This is a genomic window from Streptomyces sp. SID1328 (genome assembly GCF_009865595.1).
Lineage (GTDB): Bacteria > Actinomycetota > Actinomycetes > Streptomycetales > Streptomycetaceae > Streptomyces > Streptomyces griseoluteus.
This window is the reverse complement of sequence record NZ_WWKH01000478.1, coordinates 1-3,567: the sequence shown is the minus strand read 5'-3', so window position 1 is coordinate 3,567 and position 3,567 is coordinate 1. Positions and strand designations below refer to the sequence as shown.

Annotated in this window: 5 protein-coding genes; all 5 read left to right on the top strand. The window is 70.6% G+C overall.

Annotated features, from left to right (window positions below):
- Positions 1 to 297, top strand: a 297-nt coding sequence (locus GT030_RS14750) for a dihydrofolate reductase family protein (RefSeq protein ID WP_202460100.1), incomplete at its 5' end; no start/stop codon positions are given.
- 173 nt (positions 298 to 470) lie between these two features.
- Positions 471 to 926 carry an indole-3-glycerol phosphate synthase gene (locus GT030_RS14745; protein ID WP_161201502.1) on the top strand — a complete coding sequence of 152 codons (456 nt, stop codon included), beginning with the start codon at positions 471 to 473 and terminating at the stop codon, positions 924 to 926.
- A 113-nt stretch (positions 927 to 1,039) separates the two neighbouring features.
- Positions 1,040 to 2,431 (top strand): UDP-N-acetylmuramate--L-alanine ligase, encoded by a 1,392-nt coding sequence (gene murC, locus GT030_RS14740; RefSeq protein ID WP_161201501.1) that lies wholly within the window; start codon positions 1,040 to 1,042, stop codon positions 2,429 to 2,431.
- Between the two features lie 14 nt (positions 2,432 to 2,445).
- Positions 2,446 to 2,853 carry a peptide-methionine (R)-S-oxide reductase MsrB gene (gene msrB / locus GT030_RS14735; protein WP_086693098.1) on the top strand — a complete coding sequence of 136 codons (408 nt, stop codon included), beginning with the start codon at positions 2,446 to 2,448 and terminating at the stop codon, positions 2,851 to 2,853.
- Between the two features lie 281 nt (positions 2,854 to 3,134).
- The coding region (locus GT030_RS14730) for an ATP-binding cassette domain-containing protein (RefSeq protein ID WP_161201500.1) at positions 3,135 to 3,567 on the top strand (433 nt) is incomplete at its 3' end.

Sequence of the window (3,567 nt, the reverse complement as noted above, 5' to 3'; positions counted from 1 at the left end):
GGGGCGCGGGTGGTCGTCGCGGGGGAGGGGCGCCGGGTCGATCCCCGACGGGCCGTGGAGGCGCTCGCCGGGCTCGGGTACGTCCGGCAGCTCACCGAGGGCGGGCCGCGGCTGCTGGGGCAACTGGTCGCCGCCGGGGTGCTGGACGAGCTGTGCCTGACGCTGTCGCCCATGCTCACCGCAGGGAACGCGCAGCGCATCGCGGGCGGTCCCGGTGTCTCCCTGCCGCGCCGGTTCGGGCTCGCGTCGCTGCTGGAGGAGGACGGATTTCTGTTCGGGCGGTACCGCCGACCCTGAAAAGAGCGGAATCTACCGTTCCGTTTGGCTTCCGGCGGGCACACTTAGTCCCGGTGCTCCCGTGCGGTAACGGGGCAGGATGGTTTCCGCAGGCCCGGTTCGGGCCAACGGAGGACAGAGGGTCATGAGGACCCTCAAGGGAGAAGAGGCGGCTGGTGTTCACAAGCGTTCTGATGATCGAGAAAGCCCTGACGTCGGCCGACGTGGAGTTCGTGACGACCTTGCACGGGGACGAGCCGGTCTTCTTCCATGTGCTCCTCCAGCCGCGCGGTGACCAGGCGGACCGGCTGCTGCGGGCCATCGACGACATCGCCCTCGGCGAGCTGGACGAGGCCGTGCACGAGGGCGAGACGCCCGAGGGCACGGACGCGCGGGGGGTGGGGGAGAAGGCCCTGGAGGTCTCCCTCCAGGCGCTGCGCGCCGCCGGCAGCCGGGCCGAGGGAAGACTCGTCGAGAACCACCCGCTGGAGGCGCTCAAGTCCCTCGTCGCGGAGGTGAACGCCGACGAGGTCATCGTTCTCACCGACCCCCACTACGTCGAGGAGTTCTTCCACCGCGACTGGGCCTCCCGCGCCCGCCACAAGGTCGGCGTCCCGGTGCTGAAGCTCTTCAGCCACAGCAAGGCGTAGCGCTGCGGAGCCGCGCTCCTCACCCGGCGCGTCAGTGGCCGGGGTGCGGGAGGGGCCGGATCTGCGCATAGGGTGGGCCTCCTCTGGCTCGCTCGTATATGGGAGAAGAACGCATGGCACCCGGCCTTCCTATCGCCATGGACCGACCGCACTTCATCGGGATCGGGGGGGCCGGGATGTCGGGGATCGCCAAGATCCTGGCTCAGCGGGGGGCGCGGGTGGCGGGGAGTGACGCCAAGGAGTCCGCGACCGCCGAGGCGCTGCGGGCGCACGGGGCGACCGTGCACATCGGGCACGCCGCCGGCCACCTCGCCGACGACGCGAGCTGTGTGGTCGTCTCCTCCGCGATCCGGCAGGACAACCCCGAGCTGGCCCGCGCCGCCGAGCTGGGCATCCCCGTGGTGCACCGCTCCGACGCGCTCGCCGCGCTGATGGAGGGCCTGCGGCCGATCGCGGTGGCCGGTACGCACGGCAAGACCACCACCACCTCGATGCTCGCGGTCTCCCTGACCGAGCTGGGCGCCCGCCCGTCGTACGCCATCGGCGGCGACCTGGACGCCCCCGGCTCCAACGCCCTGCACGGCGAGGGCGAGATCTTCGTGGCCGAGGCGGACGAAAGCGACCGCAGCTTCCACAAGTACGCCCCCGAGGTCGCCATCGTCCTCAACGTCGAGCTGGACCACCACGCCAACTACGCCTCGATGGACGAGATCTACGAGTCCTTCGAGACCTTCGCGGGGAAGATCGTCCCCGGCGGCACCCTGGTGATCTCCGCCGACCACGAGGGCGCCCGTGAGCTGACCCGCCGGGTGACCGGTGTGAGGACGGTGACCTACGGCGAGGCCGAGGACGCCGACGTGCGGGTCCTCAAGATCGTCCCGCAGGGACTCAAGAGCCAGGTCACCGTGCTGATGGACGGCAGCGAGCTGACCTTCGCCGTCTCCGTCCCCGGCCGCCACTACGCGCTCAACGCCGTCGCCGCGCTCGCCGCCGGCGTCGCCCTCGGCCTCCCCGCCGACGAGCTGGCCCCCGCCCTCGCCGCGTACACCGGCGTCAAGCGGCGCCTGCAGCTCAAGGGCGAGGAGGCGGGCGTCCAGGTGATCGACTCCTACGCCCACCACCCCACCGAGATGACCGCCGACCTGGAGGCCATGCGCGGCGCCGCCGGGGACGACCGCCGCATCCTCGTCGTCTTCCAGCCGCACCTGTTCTCCCGCACCCAGGAGCTGGGCAAGGAGATGGGCCAGGCCCTCGCCCTCGCCGACGCCTCCGTGGTGCTCGACATCTACCCGGCCCGCGAGGACCCGATCCCCGGCATCACCAGCGCGCTGATCATCGAGGCCGCCCGCGCGGCCGGCGCCGACGTCACCGCCGTGCCCGACAAGGCGGACATCCCCGAGGTCGTCGAGGGAATGGCGAAGCCCGGTGATCTCGTTCTCACCATGGGCGCGGGTGACGTCACCGACCTGGGCCCGCTGATCCTGGACCGCCTGTCGCAGAAGTAAAGGGGCTGATCCTCATGGCGTACGACGTCGAGAAGCCGGACGAGCAGTGGCGGGCGGAGCTGAGCCCGGCCGAGTACACGGTGCTGCGCCAGGCGGGCACCGAACCCGCCTTCACCGGTGAGTACACGGACACCAAGACCGAGGGTGTCTACTCCTGCCGGGCCTGCGGCGCCGACCTGTTCACCTCGGACACCAAGTTCGCCTCGCACTGCGGCTGGCCGTCCTTCTTCGACCCGAAGGACAGCGACGCGGTCGAGCTGATCGAGGACCGCTCGCACGGGATGGTCCGCACCGAGGTCCGCTGCTCCAGCTGCGGCTCCCACCTCGGCCATGTCTTCGAGGGCGAGGGCTACCCCACGCCCACGGACCAGCGGTACTGCATCAACAGCATCTCGCTGCGCCTCACCCCCCAGGAGAGCTGACACCGTCCCCGACGACGCCCACCTGCCGGAAGCGGCGGGTGGGCATCGTCGTACGAGCGGGACGGTATGAGCGGTGTCACATGATCAGATGAATGGATGGGCCGTGGCTGGGTAGCAGCCTCCCGATTCATGGGACCGTCCGGCCGTGGCACGACCACGGGTGTGCGCGCCCGCACCCGGTCCGGTCGCCCTTCCGCGCTGTCCGGGTGGCGTGGCTCGTGCCGACTGGACTCGGCCGGGACGGTCCAGGCACTCCTGCCAACCGAAGGGCGCGCGGCGTTTTGATACGGATAGATTCAGTCACCAAGCGATACCCGGACGGCACGGTCGCGGTCGACCGGCTGTCGCTCGACATACCGGACCGCGCGATCACCGTCCTCGTCGGCCCCTCCGGCTGCGGCAAGACGACCACCCTGCGGATGATCAACCGGATGGTGGAGCCCAGCGAGGGCAGCATCCTCCTCGACGGCGCCGACATCCGGCAGCAGCCCGTCAACTCCCTGCGCAGGTCCATGGGTTACGTCATCCAGAACGCCGGGCTCTTCCAGCACCGCACCATCATCGACAACATCATCACCGTGCCCCGCCTGCTCGGCTGGAGCAAGGGCAAGGCCCGTGAGCGCGCGGCCGAGCTGATGGAGCGGGTCGGGCTGGACAGTTCGCTCGCCAAGCGTTACCCCTACCAGCTCTCCGGCGGCCAGCAGCAGCGCGTCG